This is a genomic window from Providencia sp. PROV208 (assembly GCF_028479465.1).
Taxonomy (GTDB): Bacteria; Pseudomonadota; Gammaproteobacteria; order Enterobacterales; family Enterobacteriaceae; genus Providencia; species Providencia alcalifaciens.
Genome location: NZ_JAMPNS010000010.1, coordinates 1 through 23202 on the forward strand (window position 1 = coordinate 1; position 23202 = coordinate 23202).

Genomic DNA, 23202 nt, shown 5'->3' on the forward strand with positions numbered 1-23202 from the left:
CAAGTAAACTCCCCAATTACAAACAACTCTGTCATTTGCATATTGTGCGTTGAGTGCAGGTGAGAAGCTGCGTTCAGGTTCGAGCCGAGCGAAGCGAGACAGCGTTGCGCTTGCCGCAACGACCCGAAGGGCGAGGGCAGAGCCCGAGTCATCCTGCACGACCCACCATTTCAAACCCCATCTAAAAAACCAGCATTCCCTCGCCAGCTCAATATCATTTATTCCAGGTTTTCAGGGATTAACCCATTATCCTTTAAGATCCCGATAACGATTTCTTGCACTTTTAAACCTACAGCTCGATTATCTTGATAACCAAACAGTTCAATGGCCTCAGTCATCGCTTCCATAAAATGACCCATCAAGCAATGCAGTGATAATGCTGCTTTTTGTGTAGTTCCACAGTCGAAAAGCGTTTCAGTTGATTGGACTATACGTTCAGGCATCCATTGCTGATATTGTTTGCCGTTATACCAAACATCTTGTGGTGGTACTCTATGAGCAACAGTTTGCTCGAGTAGATTGAGAAAGAAGCGTTTCATATCTGTACTTCTTGACCAAGCAACCCATAGCTCATTACGCGTTAACGCAATCGCGACTTGATGAGCTTCAAACCAAAAATCAGTCACTAATTCGGTGAATTGCTGCTCAGTCAATGGTGTTGGTTTTAATGCACTAGAGTTCTGTATTGAGAGTGCATCGGTAATGCCTGTTTTGTCTAACAGCACGACAAAACCGCGTGAGTAAGTACTATCTAACCCTTGTTGCTGCATATTGAGTAATCGTGAAGGCTCGGCAAAGGTAAAATCGACTTTGCGCCCTTCCTCATAAATCACTAAGCAGGTAGGGCTTTCAGGCTCATTTTCTCCACCATTTTCTAAATGTAATGCAATCAATGGATTGGCAATAAGGCTGAACCATTTTTTATCATGGAAAAGTGCGGTGACACCATGACCAATGAGTTCAATATCGATATCAGAATAGCTATCAATATTGAGTTCTCTCCCTCTAGATCCCGTGAGTATGACGGCGTCGATTCTAGGTTCGAGTAATGAAATAGAAATTATTTTATTGAGTAACGTTGCAGGTGATTCCATAACTGACCTATTGGAGTTAACAGGAGTCGCTAAGATACCGACAAATGAGGAGAAAAGCGAAAAACAAATCGTGGAAAGGGGGGGGACGTAAAATCATTCCCTCGTTAGGTGAAATCCTTGCAGACATCTTAGCCAAACTGGCGTATCTTGTTTAGTATATAAAACAAAAAATGCAGAATTAGTGATTCTATGAAATTTTTTAGGCATAAAATAACTTTCTGCTAAACAGAGGCAAGACATGAGCGAGTTTATCGATTTTGACCATGCTGTTTATCCTTTTCCACCAAAACCAGCACCGTTGAATACCGATCAAAAAGCGTTTTATCGTGAGCGTATTAAGAAATTATTAGTTGAAAAAAACGCCGTGATTGTAGCGCATTACTATACCGATCCTGAAATTCAAGCTTTAGCTGAAGAAACAGGGGGCTGCGTGGCTGATTCTCTTGAAATGGCACGCTTTGGCGCTAAACATAATGCTTCAACTCTCCTTGTTGCTGGTGTTAGATTTATGGGCGAAACCGCTAAGATCCTGAGCCCCGAAAAAAATATTTTGATGCCAACGCTGGAGGCCCAATGCTCGCTAGATATTGGCTGTCCGGATGAAGAATTTGCGCATTTTTGCGATGCGCACCCAGACAGGACGGTTGTGGTATACGCCAATACCTCCGCAGCGGTTAAAGCGCGTGCCGATTGGGTTGTGACCTCCAGCATTGCGGTAGAATTGATTGATCATTTAGATAGCCTTGGTGAAAAGATCATTTGGGCACCGGATAAACACTTAGGTCGTTATGTCCAGCAACAAACTGGCGCAGATATTTTATGTTGGCAGGGGGCTTGTATCGTTCATGACGAGTTTAAAACTCAGTCACTGGAAAAAATGAAAGCCATGTATCCAGAAGCCGCGGTATTGGTACACCCAGAATCACCTCAAGCCATTGTTGATTTAGCCGATGCTGTTGGCTCGACCAGTCAACTGATTAAAGCAGCACAAAATTTACCCAATCCATCGATGATAGTGGCAACGGATAAGGGGATTTTTTACAAAATGCAGCAGGCATGCCCAGATAAGTCGTTGTACATCGCACCAACAGCCGGTGAAGGCGCGACTTGTCGTACATGTGCTCATTGTCCTTGGATGGCAATGAATGGCTTACAAGCGATTACAGAAGCCCTTGAAGGGGATGGCAGTGCGAATCAAATTTATGTAGAGGAGCATTTACGTGAAAAAGCGCTCTTGCCATTAGATAAAATGTTAAAGTTTGCAGAAAGTCTAAAATAATAAACAAAAATTTAGGGTTTAATTTCAAATGAGTTAACCCTGTGATATTGGTGAGCAATGCTATTTTAACTATTGATGATAAATAGGATTTAGGAATGGAGTTTTTTAGCACCGCAAATACATTAATCCAGATCCCATTATGGGGTTCTGTTTATGATCTTTCGTATATTGAAGCTGTCGGTACAGTGGCTGGTTTACTGTGTATTTTATTAGCAAGTTTCGAAAAAACCATTAACTACTTATTTGGTCTGATTAACGTCACCTTATTTGCAGTAATTTTCTTCCAAATTCAGTTATACGCGAATTTACTTTTACAGGTATTTTTCTTCGGTGCCAATATTTATGGTTGGTATGCTTGGAGCCGAATGTCGAGCGCTCAAGAAGCTGAATTGAAAATTCGTTGGTTAATCTTGCCGAAAGCGTTAACGACACTGGTAATTTCGATTTTGGCTATCATTTTTCTTACGCTAAATATTGATGTCGTCTTTGGTCGTTTAGCAACGTGGGCGGTTGAACTCTTAAATCTATTTGGCGCTAATTTAACATTGCCAATTCTTGACCCAGATGCCTTCCCATTCTGGGATTCCACTATGACGGTATTATCGGTTGTTGCGATGATTTTAATGACCCGCAAATATGTGGAAAACTGGTTGCTATGGGTGGTAATTAACGTAATTAGCGTTGTGATCTTCTTTATTCAAGGGGTATACGCTATGTCCCTAGAATATTTAATATTGCTAGGTATTGCGTTAAATGGGTCACGGTTGTGGATCAAATCTGCAAAACAAAATGGCTCAAGAGCACTATCTCGCGATTAAGTATTTTTGAACAGGTAGCTTGAACATACAGCTCGATAGGAAAAAATGCAAAAAACGGCTAAAGTAACATTATCGTTGTTTAGCCGTTTCTGTATATTTTTACTCTGTATAACCCATCTATCATTTAGCAATTGTGCTAAATATCAATGTTTCACCCCATTTTATAATCAGAACTTAAATAATGGATGGTTATCTTGCCATTTTGGCTGTTTACAGATGGCTAGGGAACGGTTAGATTGAAAATTCGATACCTGTCGCATTTTAAGTTAATTGTTAGCTATTGAGACTCAAAAGGGTATGTAATTCAACCTTAGGAAAAATAATAAACATTGGATATACCAGTATGAACTATCAGAACGATGACGTCAGAGTAAAACAAATAAAAGAATTATTACCCCCTATTGCACTGCTCGAAAAATTTCCAGCAACCGATAAAGCGGCGTTTACCGTTCATGAAGCTCGTCATGCTATTCATAATATCCTAGTAGGAAAAGATGATCGTCTTGTCGTTGTTATTGGTCCATGTTCTATCCACGATACAAAAGCAGCGTTGGAATATGCTGAGCGTTTGAAAGAAATTCGTGAAGAACTAAAAGATTCCTTAGAAATCGTGATGCGTGTGTATTTTGAAAAACCGCGCACCACCGTCGGTTGGAAAGGGCTTATTAATGATCCTCATATGGATCATAGCTTTGATATTAACGAAGGGTTACGTATTGCACGTGAGCTGCTGTTAACGATTAATGACCAAGGTTTACCAACAGCAGGTGAGTTTCTCGATGTGATCAGTCCGCAATATGTAGCTGATTTGATGAGTTGGGGGGCAATTGGAGCCCGAACTACCGAGTCGCAAATTCATCGTGAGCTAGCATCAGGCTTGTCTTGTCCCGTAGGTTTTAAAAATGGAACGGATGGGACAATTAAAATTGCCATTGATGCAATTAATTCAGCACGTTCAGCACATAGCTTCCTGTCTGTAACTAAGTGGGGGCATTCAGCCATTGTGAATACGAGCGGGAATCCTGATTGCCATATTATTCTGCGTGGTGGAAAAGAGCCAAACTACAGTGCTGAACATGTTAAAGCTGTACGAGAAGGGTTAATTAACGCAGGGTTAATCCCAAGCATTATGATTGATTTTAGTCATGCTAATAGCAGTAAGAAATTTGAAAAACAGATGGAAGTGGCGACGGATGTGAGCACTCAGCTCAGTCAAGGTGATCGCTCAATTACGGGCGTGATGATCGAAAGTCACTTAGTTGAAGGTAACCAGAATTTAGAATCAGGCGAACCTTTAGTGTACGGCAAGAGCGTGACAGATGCGTGTATTGGCTGGGATGATACGGAAAAAGTATTACGCCAATTATCGGAAGCAGTCATTGCTCGTCGAAATAAATAATCTAAATTATTCTAGTCATATATTGTAGCCCACTCAAAATCTGAGTGGGCTTTTTAATGTCCATTTTATGAAGTATTCATGTTTATAAAATAAATTAATTAACAATATGAAAAATAAATTTGTTTTATTTTTTATCTAAATATAACTTAATTTTGATGTTAACATAAATTGGCTTATTTAAAATAAAAGGATTTAAAATGGAAAGACAAACAATAAATGAAATAAATCATAAAATAAACTTAATTAATGAGTTTGATTTATTAAAAAATAAAATGGAGAGATTAAATGAAAGCTATAAAGAATATAATAAAAAAACGAGTTTGATTAGTGGTGAACTCAGTGCAATATTAGCAGAAAATCCTGATATTTATTATGATGTCTCTCATGAAAACATAGTGTTTATGTTAAAATATCAAAATGGACTTAATATTTTTAATTCATCATTTAACAACGAAATTCATGATTTACAAGAGTTATCAATGACAATTGAAAACTGCAAAATTCCATCTGAAGATTTTTTGAAAATTAAAGATACTATTTTTAGTAAAAATAAAAAAATAGATAACATAATGAAATTAGTACCAAAATTAACTTGGAAGGATAAAGTTAACCTTCGTAATTTGAATGTTGAAATTTATTCAATAATTGAGTCATATGATAAAATTAATATTGCATTTAGCAATGCATTAGATGATTTGAGGTCTTCTCTTAATCATATTGAATATTCTTTTAATGTTTATGATGAGAATAATAAAATTTACTATGGCTATGATTACATTGGTGCTCTCGATAGTAATGAAAAATATCTCAGTGAGTTAGATATTTCATTGGCTAATCTAGAGTATAAATTAGCAAATGAACAGCTAACTCAAGATGAAACTGAATCGCTTGATATAAAAATACAATACCAAAAGGAAGAAAAAGAGTTAATTATCGATGAAAATAAAGCAATAGGAAGTGCACTTCAGCAACTGGGACTGAGTCGAGAAAATAGAATCATTATGCATTTTCCTGATATTATTGAGATGACCAGTAACGATATATCAGGAAACTTAACCGTAGCTATTGCTGGATTTAAAGTCATAGACACTAATGCTATTGAGAAGGCAGTCATGGATGTCGCGCCAATAAAAGGTTTGATACCACAAATTCCTCAAGTTAATTAAGACCGATAAACCACTGCCAAAGGATTGGCTGGCAGTGGTTCTTGGCGTTACTGAAATTTGGCTATTTTCTTAAGAAGTAAGCCTAATTGATCTTTGGGCTCAAATTCGGTGTCGCTGATGTTCTCTGGGCGAGCGGTTAATATCAGCCTTTCATTAGGTACATTCACATGGAAATAGAGCTTTCCTTTATGGCTTTTTACGTAGAACACATCACTGAGAGGAATACGATAACAATACGCAAAGATATTTGGACGAATATAAAAATGGTTATCCTTGATAGCTAGGTAGGTCGAAGAACTAGCTTTTTTACCAAAGAAACCCAAGAAAACGGCGAATACAAATAAAAACATTCCTAAGCTCTGACTTAATACAATCAGCACGATACCTAAAATAGCAATGGAAAACACCATGATAGTATTGTTGCGCTTGTTCATTGGAATATTAATGTCGAAAGGTACATTAATCGTAGTATCAAATGGGGTCAGTTGATGGTAGCGCCAACGAATAGCAGAAAAAATCATTCCCATCGCAAAGACAATCGTAATGGGCATTAACGCAATACTGCTGATAATGGCAAGGACAATGGCAAATGTCGGCTTATAGTTGAGTACCATCATGCTCACAATTTGCAGTGGGAAGCTGACACAGGCTATGATCATCAATGTTTTCATCAATTCAGGGTTTGCACTTCCCGCGGGCCCTTCAAGGCTCATTTCTCCGGTTTGTAACATATACAGGAGCGCACCTAAAATACTGGCGCTGAGGATCAACCCAACCCAGACATAAAGATTAAATTTATTCATTATCTTGTTTTATCAACCTTTCAGTAAATTTTGCCTATGATAGTCGGTTATTGTCGTTTTCGACACTCCAAGCGAATAGATTTTATGATCGAGTCAGTAAAATGGGGAAAATAGTGATAAAAAAGGGCTAAGCCATTAGCTTAACCCTCAATTTAACCACTTTAGGTCTTACATGAAGTAAGTGATTACTTCGCTTTACCTTGGTTAGCTACCGCTGCTTGTTTCGCTGCGATTTCATCTTGGTTGCCCAAATAGTAGTGTTTGATTGGTTTCATGTTTTCATCAAATTCATAAACCAGCGGCACTGCTGTTGGGATGTTCAGGTTCAAAATTTCTTCTTCACCCATGTTATCCAAGTATTTAACCAGTGCACGCAGTGAGTTACCATGTGCAGCGATGATCACTTTCTCGCCTTTCTCAACGCGTGGTTTAATCACTTCTTCCCAGTAAGGAACAACACGGTCGATAGTCGTTGCTAAACTTTCAGTAACTGGCAGTTCAGATGGTTTTAAGTTTGCGTAGCGTGGGTCGTGACCAGGGAAACGCTCATCATCTTTTGTCAGATCTGGAGGCGTGATAGCAAAGCCACGGCGCCACAGTTTCACTTGCTCATCGCCGTATTTTGCTGCGGTTTCTGATTTGTCTAAACCTTGCAGTGCACCGTAGTGACGTTCGTTTAGTTTCCAACTTTTTTCAACTGGCAGCCATTGCTGTTCAACTTGATCCAGAATGTTCCATAAGGTGTGAATAGCACGTTTCAGAACAGAGGTATAAGCGAAATCAAAAACAAAACCTTCTTTTTTCAGCAGTTGACCTGCATTTTTTGCTTCTTCGCGACCTTTTTCTGACAGTTCTACATCAGTCCAACCGGTGAAGCGGTTTTCTTTGTTCCACTCACTCTCACCGTGTCTTACTAAAACCAGTTTAGTTACAGCCATAGCTAAAACTCCTATCAGTACATTCAAATTAAAAATGAATTATTGCTGAGTTACATTATAGGGATAGTCAACTCGAACGCTAGTAACAACTTACGTTTTCACCAAGCCAAATCAAAAAATGCACCAGTGCAGGTACGTTTACATGAAAATCGTTGGCGTAAAAGTGACTAAATTGCCTGTTTATTGCCCAGATACCATTTTTATGGGATAAGTAAAAAATAACAGATGAACTAAATTTAACCCGAAGTGAAACGATACAGCAAGCCATAATTTACCGCTCCACATCCAAGCAAGACCATAAATCAGACCTGCAAGTGTAGCAAACAGGATTAATAACGGTCCTCCAGCAAAGTGGGCAGCACCAAACAATAATGCCGTGAGTATCAATGCTAGATAAGGCGAGCCTGACCATTGAGTAAGACGTTGTTGTAGGTATCCACGAAATAGTGCTTCTTCAGCGAAAGAAACGAACAGTATATTACTGATAACAAATGCAGGTAGCCAAGTGGGTAAATGAAATTCAACGCCTAAACCACCTGCAAGTGTGGCGATAATGAGTAGCACAGGAACCGCGATAATGAGTAGTAGCCACTGGCGACGAGAGGCATTTTTTACCGGTTTAGAGACGAGTAAAGTGGGTAAGCAAGCGAGCAAAATAAAAGGAATTAATGCTTTATCAAAGTTAAAATACAGCGTAAATGATGCGCTTTGTGCACCAACGAATGCTTTATCTAAATATTTTAGATTATTAAATCCTGGAAGTGCATGAATCAATAGTCCAATAGCGCAGGAAACAAGGATGATTTCACTGCCTATTTTTAGGATTGAAATGTGTGAGTAGTACAAATGAATGATGCAAATAGCCGTAATAAAGCCGAGTAATAGCAGTGCTTGCCAATGAATGATGCCAGTGAATGCTGCGATGGTGATGGCAATGAACAAGAGTAACAATGAAACAAATCGATGTGTGGTGAGTGTGACAAGTGATGAGGCTAACATTAACCAAGCCATAAGTAATACCTATATAAATATTTAAATTATTAAAACGGCAGATTTTAAGGAAATTTGGCTAATTTTCGATTTTAAATTGTTATTTCTGTATTTTGGCTAAAATAATTTTTATTAATCAATATGTTAATTTTGGTTTATTAATATTTATATTCAATCATTAGATTGAATATCGCTGAAAACAGAATATTCTATTTATCAGCGATATAGCATAGCGTTAAATTTTATCAATCTCGTAACGGTATTTCTCACCCTCAGGGACAAATCTGAGTCGGTGTGTAATACACGATGGGGCGTCTTCCTGATGATGGGAAACAAATAACAGCTGGGTATTCCCTTTGCTGAGCATGATATCGATGAAACGCAACACAAGAAGTCGATTTAATCCATCGAGTCCTTGTAGTGGTTCATCAAGAATCAGCAAGGCAGGGTGTTTAACTAAGGCTCGGGCAATGAGGACTAATCGCTGCTGACCCCACGATAAGCTATGAAAGGGTTGTTGAGCCGTTTGTGGTGCTAATCCAAGTAGCGCTAACCATTCATACGCTAGCTGAATCTGGCGGTCAGATGGGGTTTGATACAAACCAATGGAATCATGAAAGCCAGAAATAATCACGTTGAGAACGCTGGTTGCCACACGATATTCTTGGTGAATACTGTTACTGACGTAGCCAATATGACGTTTAATATCCCAAATGGTTTCCCCGCTACCCCGGCGGCGTCCAAACAGGGTTAAATCATTGCTATAACCTTGAGGGTGGTCTCCGGTGATCAGGCTCAATAATGTGGATTTACCTGCACCATTTTCACCAATGATCTGCCAATGTTCACCAGGGTTAACTTGCCAATTTAAGCCATGTAAAATAGGTTTATCGTTATAGCTCACAACACCATTATTCAAAATAATGTGTGGTATTTCGTGATCTAGTCCATCATCAAGAGTCGGGTCTTCTTGCTCAGGGATCGTGAGCTGTTTGATTTTTTCACTGTGCTGTAGCTGGCTAATTAATGTATTAGCAAGCACAGACTCTCTATCTCCGCTCATAGTGAGCTTACAGTCAGCAACTACACCTAGGTGTTCGACAAAATCAGGAATTTGATCAAAACGATTGAGAACCAATATTAATGTGAGACCTTTTTCATGAAGATCAAACAGGAGCTCACTAAGATTATGACGGGAATAAATATCTAGACCATCGAAGGGTTCATCTAAGATCACTAAATCGGGTGAGCCCATTAAGGTTTGGCACAGCAAGACTTTGCGGGTTTCTCCCGTCGAGAGATATTTAAATCGACGTGACAGTAAGTCACTAATACCAAATTTAGCGGCGAGCTCTAAGCACAGTTCGTTATCTTTATGATGAAGTTGAATAATTTCAGCTGCGGTAAAACCTGTGTCGTCTTCATCCTCGCTGAGTAAATCGGTATTATTACGTTGCCATTCTTGGGCAATAATCTTTTGAAGCTGCTCGAAAGAGAGGCGAATAGGCGACTTAAAGTCAACTTGGATCATGCCTGAAAGAGATTGAAGCTCCCCAGACAACACACGGGCTAGCGATGATTTTCCACTGCCATTTGCGCCAATAAAAGCCCAGCTTTCACCCGAATGAATTTCGAGATGAGGAATATCGAGCGTTTGAGTCTCGCTCAGCTTAAAGCACCCATTTTGTATTGTTATCGAGCTCATTTAGCTTCCTTATCATTGACCTGTCTGTTACCACAAATAATCAGGTTTACAAGCAAAGTCAATAAGTCACTCTGGACGGAAGCTAAAAAAGTCGAATAAAAGGTCTGTATTGGGGGTGTTAATCCCTAAAAATCTAACAAAGTGTAGCGATAATCACTTGATCTGCATTAAATAGTGCAGTTATTGGATCATTAACTGCGAGTTTTATCGCATCAACTTCTTGATTTGATAAGGTGGAGCAAAGCGTTTCACCACCCGATAAAGTGACGAGAATCTCGCTATTTTCTGGTCCTCTTTCGAGGGTTGAAACGACGCCGCTCAGTTGGTTATCAAAGTGAGTCTTGCTCGGTTGTTTCGTTAATTTGACCCACGGGGCTTTAATGAGAGCGAGAACTTCTTTTCCTTCAACTAAGCCAAGACGATTAGCGCTGGATTCGGTCAGGGCTGCGTTGATGACGGTTTTTTGATCGGCGAGTTTGACTTGAACATGCTGCAATACATGATTGTGATCTCGAGCAATCAAGGTGCCAAAAAATTGGTTACGGGCGCTGGTTTGTAGTGAAAAGCGAGAAATGGCGGCTAATAAGCTATCCAGTGGTAGGCTATCATCTTTGAGTACATCAAACGCTTTTTGCTGAATTTGTCCCAGTAAATCATAGAGCTGAATCAGTCTTTCTCCGTAGGGCGTCAGGGTCGTCCCACCGCCGCCTTTGCCTCCAGTGGCCCTGTCTACGAGAATGTCATCGGTGAGCAGGTTCATCTCATTGATGGCATCCCAAGCGCTTTTATAGCTGATCCCTGCAAGTTTAGCGCCTTGGCTAATTGAACCTGTTGCTTTTATCTGTTTCAATAGGGCAATTCGGCGAGGATCGGCAAACAAATTTCCCTGTAGTTTCAATGTAAGTAATATTTCGGCCTGCATTGTATTCGAACTCCCTAGCTAGGATTATGGCGGCAAAGGCAAAAAGCACATTTAGTATGTTGCTAGTATAATAATTTGTCTAAAATAGTATGCAATATAATGCTATTGTGCGTTATTATTTTCGTTGTATTGGTTTTTTCCTCGTCAGCGTATCAGCATGCTGGTGAGCACAGTATCACTGAAGAGGTTTCGATGTTAGAACTTATCAAAAGTTTGGGCTTTGCCCTATTAATGGTTCCAGTTGTCATGGTGCTGATTATGGGTCTGATCTATGGCTTAGGTTCATTTTTTAACTTATTGTCTAAAGCGCACGTTCCACATCACCATCATCATGAAGAAAGCAAATAATCTCTTGTAGATTTATTTTCTTGCTAATTATTGCCCTCTGACTACTGAGTAGTTGGGGGGCAAGTCATTTTTAACACTCCAAAAATGATTCTTTATAATAGCCAACAGGCTGTTATGGGAAGCCCATCAAAAATTATCAACGATAAATGTATTTCTGCTGTAATTATTCCATTTAATTCGATATATATAACCAATGTGTATAGATGCTCTCACTTATTAAATTTATAACGCATACTATATTAATATTATAAGTATTTTTTGAAGATTAAATGTTATTTAAAGGATGGTTTTATGAAGTTATTTATGGCGATTTTTATTCAATTGATAGTGATATTAGGTATTAATACGGCGAGCGCCTCCGCACTGGTAAAATCATTATCGAATTGTGATGCTGGTTTTTTCAAAGAAGCCAGTAAAAATAAAGAGTTAAATCAGATTTTTAATGAATTTTATCAACAAAAAATGATTGATGGCAACGCTTTTATCAAGCCAATTTCAATACAAGACGGTAAATTAAAACTCGAAAAATTTTCAGTAGAATATACGGACTTCAATAAATATAAGGGTGTTGTACCAAATGCACCGACGGGAGAATATTATTTTTGGGGATTTGAAACAAACCAGCCTTTTAATGACGTAATTAAAGCGTTATCACCACAAATAGATTTAGTTAAAGTCTCAGATGATTCTTACGTATATAACGCAATGTATCGTAATTCTGTATCGGATAAATGGCTCAAAAATAACTCACCTGCGTCAAATATGGCTCCTGATGAAGAATCGGCTGAAAAGCTTTTCATTATTGAAGTTAATAGCGACAAAAAAGTGACGCTATTTTGTACTATCCAAGGAAAAGTCGATCAGAAGGATCTACGTGAATCAGGGTTAATCAAATGAAAGTTAAATTCATGATGCTGTCATTTGCCTGCCTTACCGTCGTGGGTTGCCAAAATATCGGTAAATCTTCAACGCAATCCGATTTCCAATCTTCAGCGCTGCCCGCTGGATATGTAAAGTGGTTTGAAACGAAATCAAGCAACTTGTATATGGCGAAACCAGATTCGCATTACTACAAAGGTAACCCTGATCTGGTTCAGATCGATATCGTGACGTCATTTAAAAAAGAAGAAGAGTTCCGCGGTGTGAAAATGAAGTCGATGAGAGCGACGCATGTTTACGATTGTAGAAAAACCAATAAATATACGGAGCGACCAATCGGATTCTTTGCTAACCCATATGCGACGGGTAAGCCAGATATTCCTTACCCAGAGACGAGTAGCAATTGGGAAATCGCAGGGGAGAATAATTTTAATGGCATGTTTTGGAAAAAGTTGTGCGAAATGCGTGCCGATGTTGATAAATCCACGGATATTTTTGTGGATGTTTTAAATCAACAAAGTCCCCTAAAAATAAATGATTGGCTGAGTGTGACAGGGGCAGAAAAGAAAGCCAATGTTATTCATATTTCATACCAAGTGGATAACATGACAAAAGAAGCATTCCAGCAAAAGTTCAATAACGAAATTAAACATCAGCAGGTTGCACGGCACTGTGATTTGTTTATGAATAAGTTTGGGATGGCAAAACCTAAAGCTATCTATTTAGATTTTTACATCAAAGGCTCTATTGCAGAATCCCTCGAAATTGACGATCGGCAATGTCAGTCTGTTGTTAAATAAATTTTTTAGTCACTATGATTGGATAGGCAATAGAAATACTAATGTTGTCTATCCTCCTGTCGATATTATTGTTATATGTGCGTAAATCCACCAATTATTGAGCTAGCACACTTTTATGGATGGTTTAACTTTAAGTTAACGCTGTATCTTGATATATATAGCGAGTTGAATAATACAATGGTGGATTAACATGAAAAAAGGTTTGATATCTCTAGTTGCTGGTGCCACGTTAACGCTGACGATGGCAGGTAATAGTTTCGCGGCTGAAAAAATTACAGTTTTCGCTGCTGCATCACTGACAAACGCCCTGAATGAAATTTCAGAGCAATATAAGAAAGAAACGAATGTGGAAGTGGTTGCGTCTTACGCATCTTCTTCAACGTTGGCCCGCCAAATTGAGCAAGGTGCGCCAGCAAATATGTTTATCTCTGCTGATCAGCAATGGATGGATTTTGCGATTGATAAAAATCTCATGGTTAAAGACACGCGTTACACCTTGTTAGGTAACGAATTAGTGTTAATCGCACCGAAAGATTCAAAAATTGATAAAGTTGAAATCAATAAACAGACAGATTGGAAAAAATTGTTAGATGGCGGTCGGTTAGCTGTCGGTGACCCTGACCACGTTCCTGTCGGTATTTATGCAAAAGAAGCGTTGACCTATTTAGGGGCTTGGGAAACGGTTGATCCGTTATTGGCACGTACAAATAACGTACGCAGTGGCATGGCGTTAGTTGAGCGTCAAGAAGCGCCATTAGGCATCGTATATGGTTCTGATGCGGTAGCAAGCCAGAAAGTCAAAGTAGTCGGAATTTTCCCTGCGGATACTCATAAACCTGTTGAATATCCAATGGGAATTGTGAAAGATCAGGATAATAAAGCGACCCGTGATTACTATGAATACTTAAAAACCCCAGCGGCTTCAGAAGTATTTAAACGTTACGGTTTCACTCCAAATCAAAAATAGCTAAGAGATCATATCGTTGCAGATGTTAAGTCCTTATGAATGGGAAGCGATTTACCTAAGTTTAAAAGTTTCCAGTGTGGCGGTGCTATTTAGCTTACCGCTTGGTATTTTAATGGCTTGGGTGTTAGTCCGCTGCCATTTTCCGGGCAAAACATTGCTCGACAGTATCATCCACTTGCCACTGGTGCTACCGCCAGTGGTAGTGGGCTATTTACTGTTAGTCAGCATGGGTAAGCGTGGATTTATTGGCGAGTGGTTGTATGACTGGTTTGGCTTCAGTTTTACATTTAGTTGGCGAGGAGCCGCATTAGCATCAGCCGTGGTGGCATTCCCCCTCATGGTTCGGGCTATTCGCTTAGCGCTCGAAGCGGTAGATAAAAAACTTGAACAAGCCGCTCGAACCCTTGGCGCTAATCCATTAAGGGTATTTTTTACTATTACTATCCCACTATCATTACCCGGGATTATTGTTGGTACTGTCTTAGCGTTTGCTCGTTCTCTCGGGGAATTTGGTGCAACAATTACGTTTGTTTCTAATATTCCGGGGGAAACTCAGACAATCCCATTAGCGATGTACACCTTGATAGAAACGCCCGGAGCAGAAACGGATGCGGCGCGTCTGTGTATTATTGCGATTGTCTTAGCATTAATTTCGTTATTAATTTCAGAATGGCTAACCCGTTGGGGCAAGAAGCGTCTGGGGGTAGCTTAATATGTTAGAACTGAATTTTTCTCAAAAATTGGGTGACTTACAAATGGAAGTTAACACCCAGTTACCGACAGAAAGTATTACTGCCGTTTTTGGTTTATCTGGAGCGGGTAAAACATCCTTAATCAACGTCATTGGCGGATTAACCAAACCAAACAAAGGGCGTATTGTTCTGAATGGACGTACGCTGGTGGATATTGAAAAGGGAATTTGTTTACCCCCCGAAAAACGCCATATTGGGTATGTTTTCCAAGATGCTCGGCTATTTCCTCATTATCGGGTTAAAAGTAATTTGCGCTACGGTATGGCACCGCAAATGAAAGATAAGTTTGATGACATAGTTGAATTACTGGGTATTGAAAAGCTACTTAATCGCTTCCCCATTACGCTTTCTGGCGGAGAAAAACAACGAGTTGCCATTGGGCGAGCATTATTAACGGCGCCAGAAATTTTATTGATGGATGAGCCGCTAGCATCGCTCGATTTGCCGCGTAAGCGAGAATTACTGCCTTATTTAGAAAAATTATCGCAAGACGTTAAAATCCCGATTTTGTATGTTAGCCATAGTCTGGATGAAATTTTGCGCTTGGCGGATAAAGTGATTGTGATGGCGCAGGGTAAAGTTAAAGCATTTGGTCCGCTAGAGGATGTATGGGCGAGTAGCGCATTACGTCCTTGGTTGCAGCAAGAAACCTTGAGTAGTGTATTGAATGTAGAAGTCCACAGCCAGCATCCTGACTACCAAATGACAGCTGTTATGGTGGGAACTCAGAAGCTGTGGATCCCCCGTGTTGATGTTGATAAAAATAGCGCTTTACGATTACGTATCGATGCATCCGATGTCTCTTTAGTGCTTGAAAAACCGTTGATAAGTAGTATTAGAAATATTCTGTCAGCGGAAGTGGTGGAGTGGATAGAGGATGGAGAGCAAGTGGATGTGAAGTTAGATCTGGGCGATGAACACTATTTATGGGCGAGGATCACGCGCTGGGCAAGGGATGAGTTGTCGATTCGTAAAGGGCGTAAGGTATTTGCGCAGGTTAAGTCAATCTCTCTTTCTAAAGGCTCGTCATTCTTCACATCGTAGCATTGTTGACTTCATTCACTTGCCCTAGTCATATACACAAGTATATGCCTAGGGATGAGTGAATTTGTCGCCTAGCGGCAATAAGAATAACTCAGAGCCTTACATTGAGTCGTTTTACAAAACATATTTGCGAATGACTTCGGCGATACCAGGTTCGGTATTCACGCGAGTCACTAATTTCGCTTGCTGCTTGACTTCATCAACAGCGTTGCCCATGGCAACACCTAGACCCGCCGTTGTGAGCATACTTAAATCATTGAAATTATCGCCGAAAGCAACCACATCATTCATGCTCATACCTTGGGATTCTACCCATTCTTTCAGGCGTTGACCTTTGCTATTACCTTTACGACCCACATCCACTTGATCTTCCCACGACCATTCGCAATCCAAGTCTAATTCTGACTCAATTTCACGAACAACATCATGTAGGCGTTGGTGATCCGGTGAAGTGACCGCAAATTTCCAAATAGACTCATAATTATTCAGTGCATGAGCAAAATCTTCGATAAACTCGAGGTTTGGACGTTGATTTGGGGGCAAAGATTGTGCCCAATTTAATGTGCGAGTCACACCTTCAGTTTTGGTGTGGTATAGCATGGCATTATCAACATACATTAAGTGTTGGATATCGGAACCGCGCAGTTTATCAATCAGTAAGGCTGCGGAGTCAACCGTCATTGGGTTAGATTTAAGGACTTTTTTGCCTAAATAGTCATACAGGTAGGTACCGTTACAGCAGATGGCAGGGGTATCTAAGTCAAGGGTCTGATAAAACGGATGAATGGCCACATGGTGACGACCTGTCACAATAATGACTTTAACCCCTTGTCGACGGGCTTCATTTAGCACTTCTAGGGATTCAGGCAGAATTTTTTTCTGGTGATCAAGTAGCGTTCCATCGAGATCGAGGGCAATAACACGGTATGACATAAACGACTCCATCAGATTTTTTCGGATTCATTTTAGGGCTTTATGATAACTGAAGTTGATTAGTGTTTATACATTAAACTGTGCGGAGGCGGTTTTTAGCGGTAATTTGATTTTTTTTCGGTATAGTCAATCCATTATTTCATGCTGCTGTTTTTACTATCAATCAAGGAGTCAGGATGGATCAGGTTGTTTATGTTGCCAGCCCAGAAAGCCAACAAATTCACGTTTGGGCAATGAATCAGACTGGAGAACTTTCACTACTGCAAACTGTGAGTACACCGGGACAAGTGCAGCCAATGGTGGTTAGTCACGACAAAAAGCAGTTGTATATTGGGGTGGGTCCTCATCTGAGTGTAGTGACTTATGACATTGAACCTCAAGGCACACTACGTTTTAAAGCACAAACTAGCGTACCAGGTAAACCGGTGCATTTATCGCTGGATAACAGTGGTAAATTTTTATTTGTCCCTTCATATCATCAGCATAACTTAGCGGTGTTGCCGATTGGTTGTGATGGGGTTGCTGGTGCGCCTATTCAAGTGATTGAAGGGCTACGTCATCCACATTCATCGCATATGGATGCGGATAATCAGCAACTTTGGGTGCCATGTTTAGGTGAAGATCACATCCGTTTATTTAATCTGGCAGAAAATGGTTATTTAACCGAAGCCACGGCAGATCAAATTACAACTGCACCGAAGGCGGGTCCACGCCATTTAGCCTTACACCCGAATAAGAGCGTGATCTACTGCCTTAATGAGTTAGATTCAACGATTAACGTTTATCATAAATTTACACGTTACCGTGAAATGCAGAATGTCGCACTGTACCCTGCGGGCAATCAAAGCCAACGTTGGGCGGCAGATATTCATATCACACCAGACGGTCGTCATTTGTATGCGAGTGAGCGTTCAGAAAGTTATTTAAGCCACTATCAAGTTTCAGATAATGGGCGAGAATTAAGCTTGGTAGAACGCTACCCAACAGAGGCGCAACCGCGAGGCTTTAATATTGATCCAACCGGTTGTTTCTTAGTGGCGAGTGGGCAAAAATCCGATCATATTTCAGTATCAAAAATTGATCAGATAACGGGGGAATTGACGGAACTAGCACGCTATAAAGCGTCCGCGGGCTGTATGTGGGTCACCTTCCGTTAACGGTTGATGACGATGTCGCTGAGTGGATTGCTCAGCGACATGTTTCGTTACGCCGTGAGCACCTTTTCCATTGCTTGGGTAATTTTACTCAGCTGGTCGGGTTTAATAATATACGGTGGCATAACATAAATGAGTTTGCCAAATGGACGCACCCACACGCCTTCTGCGACAAAAATTTTCTGCAATTCAGCTGTGTTGACGGGATGTTTCATTTCAATGACACCAATCGTTCCGAGCACTCTTACATCATGAACAGAAGGATAATGGGCTAGAGGCAGTAATTCTGTTTTTAGTTGTTCCTCAATTTTTTCAACGGTTTTTTGCCATGGGCTTTCAAGTAATAATTTTACACTGGCATTGGCGACGGCGCACGCTAATGGGTTCCCCATAAAAGTTGGACCATGCATAAAACAGCCGGCTTCCCCGTTACTAATTGTCTCTGCAACATGGCGGGTCGCTATGGTCGCAGAAAGCGTCATATATCCCCCCGTTAAACCTTTACCTAAGCACATGATGTCAGGTGAAATGCCCGCATGTTGGCAAGCAAATAATTTTCCCGTACGACCAAAGCCCGTGGCGATTTCATCTGCGATCAGCAACAAACCATAATGATCACATAGCTCGCGTACGCCTTTGAGATAATTAGGGTGATAAAATCGCATACCTCCCGCACCTTGAACGATAGGTTCGAGGATGATCGCGGCAATATCCCGATGATTTTTAGCAAGTTGTTGTTTGAGTGGCTGAAGATCGCTCTCATTCCATTCATCATGAAAAGCACATTGTGGTGCATCCACAAAAATATGAGGTGGCAAGTAGCCTTTGTATAAACCGTGCATGGAGTTATCAGGATCACAAACCGCCATCGCTCCAAAGGTATCGCCATGGTAACCATGGCGTAGTGTGAGAATACGTTGACGTTTCTCTCCACGCGCTTGCCAGTATTGCAATGCCATTTTGAGGGAAACTTCGACAGCAACTGAGCCTGAATCAGCAAGAAAAACGCATTCTAATGGCTCTGGCGTTATCTCGACGAGTTGTTTACATAGTGCAATGGCGGGTGGATGAGTAATACCACCGAACATCACGTGGGACATTTTACCAAGCTGCTCAATGACAGCTTGATTCAACACTGGGTGATTATAACCATGCAGTGTTGACCACCATGACGACATTCCATCAATCAATCTTTTTCCATCCTCCATAATGAGCTCAGCGCCTTCTGCGGCAACGATTGGGTAGGCTGGAATCGGGTGGCTCATTGAGGTGTATGGGTGCCAAATATGTTTGGTGTCAAAAGCAATATCACAACTGTCCATCTTTCTTTATCGTCAACTTTTTTTAGATCATTTAGTTGACATGATAATCGCAATATTTAAACTGGCAACAACTTTTTCAACTGGAGAGATCCTGTGAGCCAATTAAAACAATGCTCAGTAAAAAACTGGACAATAAAACAAGCTAATGAACTGTTTTCAATGCCATTTTTTGAATTGTTATTTCAAGCACAGCAAGTACATCGCCAACATTTTGACCCGCAACAAGTGCAAGTGAGTACATTGTTGTCAATCAAAACAGGGGCTTGTCCTGAAGATTGTAAGTATTGCGCTCAGAGTGCGCGATATAAAACAGGTTTAGAAACTGAGCGTTTGATGGAAGTTCAGCAGGTCGTTGAATCGGCAAAAAAAGCCAAAAATGCAGGTTCAACGCGTTTTTGTATGGGCGCTGCATGGCGTAATCCAAAAGAGCGCGATATGCCGTATTTGGAGATGATGGTCAAAGAAGTTAAAGCGCTTGGAATGGAAACTTGTATGACTCTCGGCATGATTGATGATTCACAAGCCGGTCGTTTAGCGGATGCAGGGCTGGATTACTATAACCATAACCTAGATACCTCGCCGGAATATTATGGCAACATCATTACCACACGGACTTATCAAGACCGTTTAGATACGTTAGATAACGTGCGTAATGCCGGAATTAAGGTTTGCTCAGGCGGTATCTTAGGTTTAGGTGAAAAAGTCAGTGATCGCGCTGCACTGTTAGTGCAATTGGCAAATCTTCCAAAACCACCGGAAAGTGTGCCAATCAATATGCTGATGAAAGTAGAAGGCACGCCAATGGCGGATAATGAGGATGTAGACCCATTTGATTTTATCCGTACGATTGCGGTAGCACGGATCATGATGCCAAGTTCTTATGTACGTCTATCTGCTGGGCGCGAGCATATGAATGAACAGACTCAGGCTCTGTGTTTTATGGCGGGTGCAAACTCTGTTTTCTACGGTTGCAAACTGTTAACGACGCCAAACCCTGATGAAAATAAAGATATCGCACTGTTTAAAAAACTGAATATTAATCCTGAGCGTATTGAAACCCATGAGGGTGATAATGTGCAGGCGGTTAAACTGGCTGAAACCCTGTTAACCGCGGATAACAATCAGTTCTATAATGCGGCAGTCTAATGAGCTGGCAATCGTTTATTGGCGATCAATTGCAGAAGCGTAAAGACGCTTCTGCATGGCGCGAACGCCGCTGTATTGAAAAAAGTTCTGGTAGGACAGTAGATTATCAAGGGAAAAATTACCTTAATTTTTCTTCAAATGACTATCTAGGATTGAGCCAACACCCTGAGATTATTCGTGCATGGCAGCAAGGTGCACAGATCTACGGTGTGGGCAGTGGCGGCTCAGGGCATATCACGGGCTTCACTCAAGCGCACCAAGATGCAGAGCAAAAATTAGCTGACTGGTTGGGGTATCCTCGCGCGATTCTGTTTATTTCAGGCTTTGCGGCGAATCATGCACTTATTACTGCCTTAATGACGGCGGAAGATCGTATTTTAGCCGATAGGCTCAGCCATGCTTCTCTCCTTGAAGGAGCGATTCACTCCCAAGCACAGTTGCGGCGTTTTAGTCACAATAGTGTTGATTCCCTAGAAAAATTAATTAGCAAACCCCATTCATCGAAAACTTTAGTGGTCACTGAAGGGGTCTTTAGTATGGATGGGGACAGCGCACCACTGGATAAATTACAAACGGTAGCACATTCCCATAATGCATGGTTGATGGTGGATGATGCCCATGGACTCGGTATCTGTGGTGCTCAAGGTCGCGGCAGCTGTGATGACTATGGTATTAAGCCTGATATTTTGGTTGCAACGTTTGGCAAAGCAGTTGGTGTGAGTGGCGCGGCAGTCCTGTGCGATGAGCAGACCGCCGATTTTCTTATTCAAGCAGCTCGTCATCTTATTTACAGCACGTCAATGCCACCCGCGCAAGCTGTGGCTATCTCAGCAGCGGTGGAACAAATCCAGCAAGCTGATGCTCAACGGTGTCAGTTGCAGAACAACATTCGCTATTTTAGACGTCAACTCAATTTACCGGATATGCAGCTGGTGGACTCTAATACGGCAATTCAGCCACTCATCGTGGGTGATAACCAAAAAAGCCTGCAATTGTCACAATTTTTACGTGAAAAAGGGATTTGGGTTCAGGCGATTAGACCACCAACCGTTCCTCCAGGCAGTGCCAGGTTGCGAATCACATTAAGTGCTGCTCATCAGCAAAGGGATATCGACAAATTATTGGAGGCGCTCAATGAGTTTGTCTTTGTGTCATGACGAGAATAAAGCGTCACAAAATCTTCGAGAAAAAACCAAAATTGCCACCGCATTTGGACGAGCTGCACCACGCTACGATGCATTAGCCAATTACCAACAAAATAGTGGTAAACAGTTATTGGGTTTCATTGAGGATCACGCTTTAGCAGAAATACCCATAGAACCTCTTCAGGTACTAGATGCTGGATGCGGTACGGGATTTTTTAGCCAAATACTCCAAGCGCGTGGTGCTTATGTGACTGCGCTTGATCTCTCTGTCGGTATGCTGGAGGTGGCAAAAAATAAACAAGCCGCACATCGATACGTCTGTGGGGATATGGATGCGCTTCCTTTTGCGGATGCCTCGTTTGATTGGGTATTTTCAAATTTGGCTATCCAATGGTGCCAGCATTTACCTCATGCACTCAGCGAGTTGTATCGTGTAACAAAGCCGGGTGGCGTAGTGGGATTTACCACATTAGCGGAGCACTCTTTAGGGGAGCTAGCCCAAGCTTGGCAAACCCTTGATGATGACCCCCATGTTAACCGTTTTCTCGCCTATTCACAGATTGTTGAAGACTGCCAATCATGGCGTTGCCAGCTTTATCAACAAGCAGACACGCTCTATTTTTCTAATCTCATTGAATTACTCAATTCAGTGAAAGGTATTGGTGCAACTCATTTAACCGCAGGACGCCAAGCAGGGCTGATGACGCGCCAGCGTTTGCAGCGATTAAGCGCGGTGTACCCAATGGCGGATAAAGGATTGCCATTAACCTATCAAACTGTATTTGGAATTATGTATCGTGACTAAAACGTATTTTGTAACCGGAACGGATACCGAAATCGGTAAGACGATGTCGAGTTGTGCATTATTACAAGCTGCAAATCTTCAAGGATTGAAGACGGTGGGGTATAAGCCTGTTGCTTCAGGAAGCGAAATGACGCTAGACGGTTTGCGTAATAGTGATGCATTACAGCTTCAGGCAAATAGCAGCGTCAAAGTACCCTATGAGCAAATCAATCCCATCATTTTTGAAGCACCAACTTCACCACATATTGTGAGTGAAAAAACAGGTACCCCGATTGAATTTTCAGTAATGACTCGCGGGTTAAAGCAGCTACAAGAATATGCTGAGTGGGTATTAGTCGAAGGTGCAGGAGGATGGTATACACCGCTTTCGACTGAGAAAACTTACGCAGATTGGGTAGTAGAGCAGCAATTACCAGTGATCCTCGTGGTAGGAGTGAAATTAGGATGCATCAATCATGCCGTACTCACTGCACAAGCGATACAAGCCGCAGGGTTATCTTTAGTGGGATGGATTGCCAATGAAGTCCAGCCTGCGGGCACTTATCAACACGAATATCTCGCTGCACTTAAACGTATGATCGAAGCGCCCTGCTTGGGGATCATTCCTTATATTGAAGACCAATCAACGGCGTCTTTAGGTCAATATTTAGATCTTTATGGACTTTAATTTCCGCGAAAACCCTCTAGGCAGTTTGTTCTAGGGGGAGGACTCTTTTTTTGTGTTTTTAACGATCTTTTTTAACGTTAATGATCCTTTTTTTGTCAAGTTTCATAGGGAAAATACTAAGTAGTT

At 41.1% G+C, this 23202-nt stretch carries 23 protein-coding genes and 1 other RNA gene; 16 read left to right on the forward strand and 8 right to left on the reverse strand.

Features of this window, described 5'->3' with window-relative positions; all coding sequences use genetic code 11:
- Positions 1-39 precede the first annotated feature (39 nt).
- Positions 40-168, forward strand: a non-coding RNA gene (locus tag PR766_RS07880) — RtT sRNA.
- Positions 169-218: 50 nt separating this feature from the next.
- Here the strand turns inward: PR766_RS07880 and PR766_RS07885 are convergent.
- Positions 219-1094 carry an aminoglycoside 6-adenylyltransferase gene (locus tag PR766_RS07885; RefSeq protein ID WP_154636190.1) on the reverse strand — a complete coding sequence of 292 codons (876 nt, stop codon included), beginning with the start codon at positions 1092-1094 and terminating at the stop codon, positions 219-221.
- A gap of 238 nt (positions 1095-1332) precedes the next feature.
- On the opposite strand from PR766_RS07885, the gene nadA reads away from it, so the two are divergent.
- From nadA to PR766_RS07905, 4 genes are all read left to right on the forward strand, one after another.
- The gene (gene nadA, locus PR766_RS07890; RefSeq protein WP_036961938.1) at positions 1333-2373 is read left to right on the forward strand and encodes a quinolinate synthase NadA; all 1041 of its coding nucleotides are present in this window, start codon (positions 1333-1335) and stop codon (positions 2371-2373) included.
- A gap of 95 nt (positions 2374-2468) precedes the next feature.
- Entirely contained in the window at positions 2469-3191 is a 723-nt protein-coding gene (gene pnuC / locus PR766_RS07895; protein WP_154636188.1) for a nicotinamide riboside transporter PnuC, read from the forward strand.
- Between the two features lie 343 nt (positions 3192-3534).
- Entirely contained in the window at positions 3535-4590 is a 1056-nt protein-coding gene (aroG, locus tag PR766_RS07900; RefSeq protein ID WP_006660203.1) for a 3-deoxy-7-phosphoheptulonate synthase AroG, read from the forward strand.
- A 197-nt stretch (positions 4591-4787) separates the two neighbouring features.
- Positions 4788-5756: a hypothetical protein gene (locus PR766_RS07905; protein WP_154636187.1), complete on the forward strand. Its 969-nt coding sequence runs from the start codon at positions 4788-4790 to the stop codon at positions 5754-5756.
- A gap of 47 nt (positions 5757-5803) precedes the next feature.
- Here the strand turns inward: PR766_RS07905 and PR766_RS07910 are convergent, their stop codons facing one another.
- From PR766_RS07910 to modE, 5 genes are all read right to left on the reverse strand, one after another.
- On the reverse strand, positions 5804-6559 hold the full coding sequence (locus tag PR766_RS07910; RefSeq protein ID WP_006660201.1) for a hypothetical protein: 756 nt from the start codon (positions 6557-6559) through the stop codon (positions 5804-5806).
- Positions 6560-6744: 185 nt separating this feature from the next.
- Positions 6745-7497 carry a 2,3-diphosphoglycerate-dependent phosphoglycerate mutase gene (gene gpmA, locus PR766_RS07915; protein ID WP_006660200.1) on the reverse strand — a complete coding sequence of 251 codons (753 nt, stop codon included), beginning with the start codon at positions 7495-7497 and terminating at the stop codon, positions 6745-6747.
- A 180-nt stretch (positions 7498-7677) separates the two neighbouring features.
- On the reverse strand, positions 7678-8508 hold the full coding sequence (locus PR766_RS07920) for a CPBP family intramembrane glutamic endopeptidase (RefSeq protein WP_006660199.1): 831 nt from the start codon (positions 8506-8508) through the stop codon (positions 7678-7680).
- A gap of 214 nt (positions 8509-8722) precedes the next feature.
- Complete coding sequence (modF, locus tag PR766_RS07925) at positions 8723-10192, reverse strand: molybdate ABC transporter ATP-binding protein ModF (RefSeq protein WP_036982875.1); 1470 nt, start codon at positions 10190-10192, stop codon at positions 8723-8725.
- Positions 10193-10325: 133 nt separating this feature from the next.
- Positions 10326-11114: a molybdenum-dependent transcriptional regulator gene (gene modE, locus PR766_RS07930; RefSeq protein WP_006662297.1), complete on the reverse strand. Its 789-nt coding sequence runs from the start codon at positions 11112-11114 to the stop codon at positions 10326-10328.
- A gap of 192 nt (positions 11115-11306) precedes the next feature.
- Here modE and PR766_RS07935 point away from each other — a divergent pair, with 192 nt between their 5' ends.
- The 6 genes from PR766_RS07935 (at position 11307) to modC (ending at position 15904) form a co-directional block, all read left to right on the forward strand.
- Positions 11307-11462: an AcrZ family multidrug efflux pump-associated protein gene (locus PR766_RS07935; protein WP_006662296.1), complete on the forward strand. Its 156-nt coding sequence runs from the start codon at positions 11307-11309 to the stop codon at positions 11460-11462.
- Positions 11463-11753: 291 nt separating this feature from the next.
- Entirely contained in the window at positions 11754-12359 is a 606-nt protein-coding gene (locus PR766_RS07940; RefSeq protein ID WP_006660194.1) for a hypothetical protein, read from the forward strand.
- Positions 12356-13141 (forward strand): surface-adhesin E family protein, encoded by a 786-nt coding sequence (locus PR766_RS07945; protein ID WP_006660193.1) that lies wholly within the window; start codon positions 12356-12358, stop codon positions 13139-13141. Before PR766_RS07940 ends, PR766_RS07945 begins: the two co-directional genes overlap by 4 nt.
- A gap of 190 nt (positions 13142-13331) precedes the next feature.
- Complete coding sequence (modA, locus tag PR766_RS07950; RefSeq protein ID WP_006660192.1) at positions 13332-14108, forward strand: molybdate ABC transporter substrate-binding protein; 777 nt, start codon at positions 13332-13334, stop codon at positions 14106-14108.
- A 22-nt stretch (positions 14109-14130) separates the two neighbouring features.
- Positions 14131-14820, forward strand: coding sequence for a molybdate ABC transporter permease subunit (gene modB / locus PR766_RS07955; protein WP_006660191.1), 690 nt, complete (start codon positions 14131-14133; stop codon positions 14818-14820).
- 1 nt (position 14821) lies between these two features.
- The gene (gene modC / locus PR766_RS07960; RefSeq protein WP_006660190.1) at positions 14822-15904 is read left to right on the forward strand and encodes a molybdenum ABC transporter ATP-binding protein ModC; all 1083 of its coding nucleotides are present in this window, start codon (positions 14822-14824) and stop codon (positions 15902-15904) included.
- 114 nt (positions 15905-16018) lie between these two features.
- Here modC and PR766_RS07965 read toward each other — a convergent pair whose 3' ends face one another.
- Positions 16019-16837: a pyridoxal phosphatase gene (locus PR766_RS07965; protein WP_006662294.1), complete on the reverse strand. Its 819-nt coding sequence runs from the start codon at positions 16835-16837 to the stop codon at positions 16019-16021.
- A 176-nt stretch (positions 16838-17013) separates the two neighbouring features.
- Here PR766_RS07965 and pgl point away from each other — a divergent pair, with 176 nt between their 5' ends.
- Entirely contained in the window at positions 17014-17994 is a 981-nt protein-coding gene (gene pgl, locus PR766_RS07970; protein ID WP_006662293.1) for a 6-phosphogluconolactonase, read from the forward strand.
- Positions 17995-18041: 47 nt separating this feature from the next.
- On the opposite strand, the gene bioA is transcribed toward pgl, so the two are convergent.
- Positions 18042-19313, reverse strand: coding sequence for an adenosylmethionine--8-amino-7-oxononanoate transaminase (gene bioA / locus PR766_RS07975; RefSeq protein WP_154630516.1), 1272 nt, complete (start codon positions 19311-19313; stop codon positions 18042-18044).
- Between the two features lie 159 nt (positions 19314-19472).
- Between bioA and bioB the strand changes: the two genes are divergently transcribed.
- The 4 genes from bioB to bioD are packed head-to-tail and all read left to right on the forward strand — an operon-like array spanning position 19473 to position 23076.
- Positions 19473-20459 (forward strand): biotin synthase BioB, encoded by a 987-nt coding sequence (gene bioB / locus PR766_RS07980; RefSeq protein ID WP_048654629.1) that lies wholly within the window; start codon positions 19473-19475, stop codon positions 20457-20459.
- Positions 20459-21616: an 8-amino-7-oxononanoate synthase gene (gene bioF, locus PR766_RS07985; RefSeq protein WP_006660185.1), complete on the forward strand. Its 1158-nt coding sequence runs from the start codon at positions 20459-20461 to the stop codon at positions 21614-21616. The genes bioB and bioF overlap by 1 nt, the downstream gene beginning before the upstream one ends.
- Positions 21594-22409, forward strand: coding sequence for a malonyl-ACP O-methyltransferase BioC (gene bioC / locus PR766_RS07990; RefSeq protein ID WP_154636186.1), 816 nt, complete (start codon positions 21594-21596; stop codon positions 22407-22409). The genes bioF and bioC overlap by 23 nt, the downstream gene beginning before the upstream one ends.
- Positions 22402-23076 carry a dethiobiotin synthase gene (gene bioD, locus PR766_RS07995; protein ID WP_006660183.1) on the forward strand — a complete coding sequence of 225 codons (675 nt, stop codon included), beginning with the start codon at positions 22402-22404 and terminating at the stop codon, positions 23074-23076. The genes bioC and bioD overlap by 8 nt, the downstream gene beginning before the upstream one ends.
- The last annotated feature ends 126 nt before the right edge of the window (positions 23077-23202 follow it).

Coding starts and splice junctions, on each gene's coding strand:
- PR766_RS07885 (WP_154636190.1), bottom strand. CDS start 1,094: ATGGAATCACCTGCAACGTTACTCAATAAAATAATTTCTATTTCATTA.
- nadA (WP_036961938.1), top strand. CDS start 1,333: ATGAGCGAGTTTATCGATTTTGACCATGCTGTTTATCCTTTTCCACCA.
- pnuC (WP_154636188.1), top strand. CDS start 2,469: ATGGAGTTTTTTAGCACCGCAAATACATTAATCCAGATCCCATTATGG.
- aroG (WP_006660203.1), top strand. CDS start 3,535: ATGAACTATCAGAACGATGACGTCAGAGTAAAACAAATAAAAGAATTA.
- PR766_RS07905 (WP_154636187.1), top strand. CDS start 4,788: ATGGAAAGACAAACAATAAATGAAATAAATCATAAAATAAACTTAATT.
- PR766_RS07910 (WP_006660201.1), bottom strand. CDS start 6,559: ATGAATAAATTTAATCTTTATGTCTGGGTTGGGTTGATCCTCAGCGCC.
- gpmA (WP_006660200.1), bottom strand. CDS start 7,497: ATGGCTGTAACTAAACTGGTTTTAGTAAGACACGGTGAGAGTGAGTGG.
- PR766_RS07920 (WP_006660199.1), bottom strand. CDS start 8,508: ATGGCTTGGTTAATGTTAGCCTCATCACTTGTCACACTCACCACACAT.
- modF (WP_036982875.1), bottom strand. CDS start 10,192: ATGAGCTCGATAACAATACAAAATGGGTGCTTTAAGCTGAGCGAGACT.
- modE (WP_006662297.1), bottom strand. CDS start 11,114: ATGCAGGCCGAAATATTACTTACATTGAAACTACAGGGAAATTTGTTT.
- PR766_RS07935 (WP_006662296.1), top strand. CDS start 11,307: ATGTTAGAACTTATCAAAAGTTTGGGCTTTGCCCTATTAATGGTTCCA.
- PR766_RS07940 (WP_006660194.1), top strand. CDS start 11,754: ATGAAGTTATTTATGGCGATTTTTATTCAATTGATAGTGATATTAGGT.
- PR766_RS07945 (WP_006660193.1), top strand. CDS start 12,356: ATGAAAGTTAAATTCATGATGCTGTCATTTGCCTGCCTTACCGTCGTG.
- modA (WP_006660192.1), top strand. CDS start 13,332: ATGAAAAAAGGTTTGATATCTCTAGTTGCTGGTGCCACGTTAACGCTG.
- modB (WP_006660191.1), top strand. CDS start 14,131: ATGTTAAGTCCTTATGAATGGGAAGCGATTTACCTAAGTTTAAAAGTT.
- modC (WP_006660190.1), top strand. CDS start 14,822: ATGTTAGAACTGAATTTTTCTCAAAAATTGGGTGACTTACAAATGGAA.
- PR766_RS07965 (WP_006662294.1), bottom strand. CDS start 16,837: ATGTCATACCGTGTTATTGCCCTCGATCTCGATGGAACGCTACTTGAT.
- pgl (WP_006662293.1), top strand. CDS start 17,014: ATGGATCAGGTTGTTTATGTTGCCAGCCCAGAAAGCCAACAAATTCAC.
- bioA (WP_154630516.1), bottom strand. CDS start 19,313: ATGGACAGTTGTGATATTGCTTTTGACACCAAACATATTTGGCACCCA.
- bioB (WP_048654629.1), top strand. CDS start 19,473: ATGCCATTTTTTGAATTGTTATTTCAAGCACAGCAAGTACATCGCCAA.
- bioF (WP_006660185.1), top strand. CDS start 20,459: ATGAGCTGGCAATCGTTTATTGGCGATCAATTGCAGAAGCGTAAAGAC.
- bioC (WP_154636186.1), top strand. CDS start 21,594: ATGAGTTTGTCTTTGTGTCATGACGAGAATAAAGCGTCACAAAATCTT.